This window comes from Bacillus sp. SA1-12 (genome assembly GCF_000981385.1).
Taxonomy (GTDB): domain Bacteria; phylum Bacillota; class Bacilli; order Bacillales; family Bacillaceae; genus Metabacillus.
Genome location: NZ_LATZ01000085.1, coordinates 1 through 708, shown reverse-complemented (window position 1 = coordinate 708; position 708 = coordinate 1). Strand labels below are relative to the sequence as shown.

General features: G+C 33.6%; 1 pseudogene. It reads right to left on the bottom strand.

Annotated elements, in window-relative coordinates:
- Positions 1-708, bottom strand: a pseudogene (locus WQ54_RS17910) (transposase); the annotation flags it as partial.

The following is a 708-nucleotide window of genomic DNA, read 5'->3' as shown; positions in this document are numbered from 1 at the left end:
ATCCCTTATTGTCACAAACTGTGTGAAAGGAATAGGCAAATTGTTTCTCTCGTTCATTCTTAACATAATAGCCACTTTCAGGATCTGTTGTGCTTACTTTAATTTCTTTTGTCTCCGCCTTTGTTTAAGGGGTTAAAGGCTTTTTTCCATGTACAATTCGATCTTCGTTTATCTCTTCTTCTAGTTGAGTTTGATAGCTTTTTGTTTCTGCTTTGACAGCTTCTTTTATAAACTTCCTCTTGTTTGCATTTGCTTTAACATGTGTAGAGTCTATAAAAACAACAGAAGGATCAACAAACCCTTTTTCTATCGCTTCATTAAGAATATGGTAGAAAATCTTCTCAAAAAGATCTGTGTCTTTAAATCGTCTCTCATAGTTTTTACCGAAGGTAGAAAAGTGGGGAATCTTTTTATTGAAGTCAAAGCCTAAAAACCAGCGATACGCAACGCTTGTATCAATTTCATCTATTGTTTTTCTCATTGATTTAATTCCGAATACATATTGAATAAAGACCATCTTTATTAACACAACTGGATCGATACTTGGACGACCATTATCCAAACAATACAAATCTTCAACTAAGTCATAAATAAAACTAAAATCAATAGCGGCTTCAAGCTTTCGAACAAGATGATTAGCAGGAACTACTTCATCAAGTGCAATCATCGATATTTGATAACGACCTTCCATTGATTGTTTCGATAACA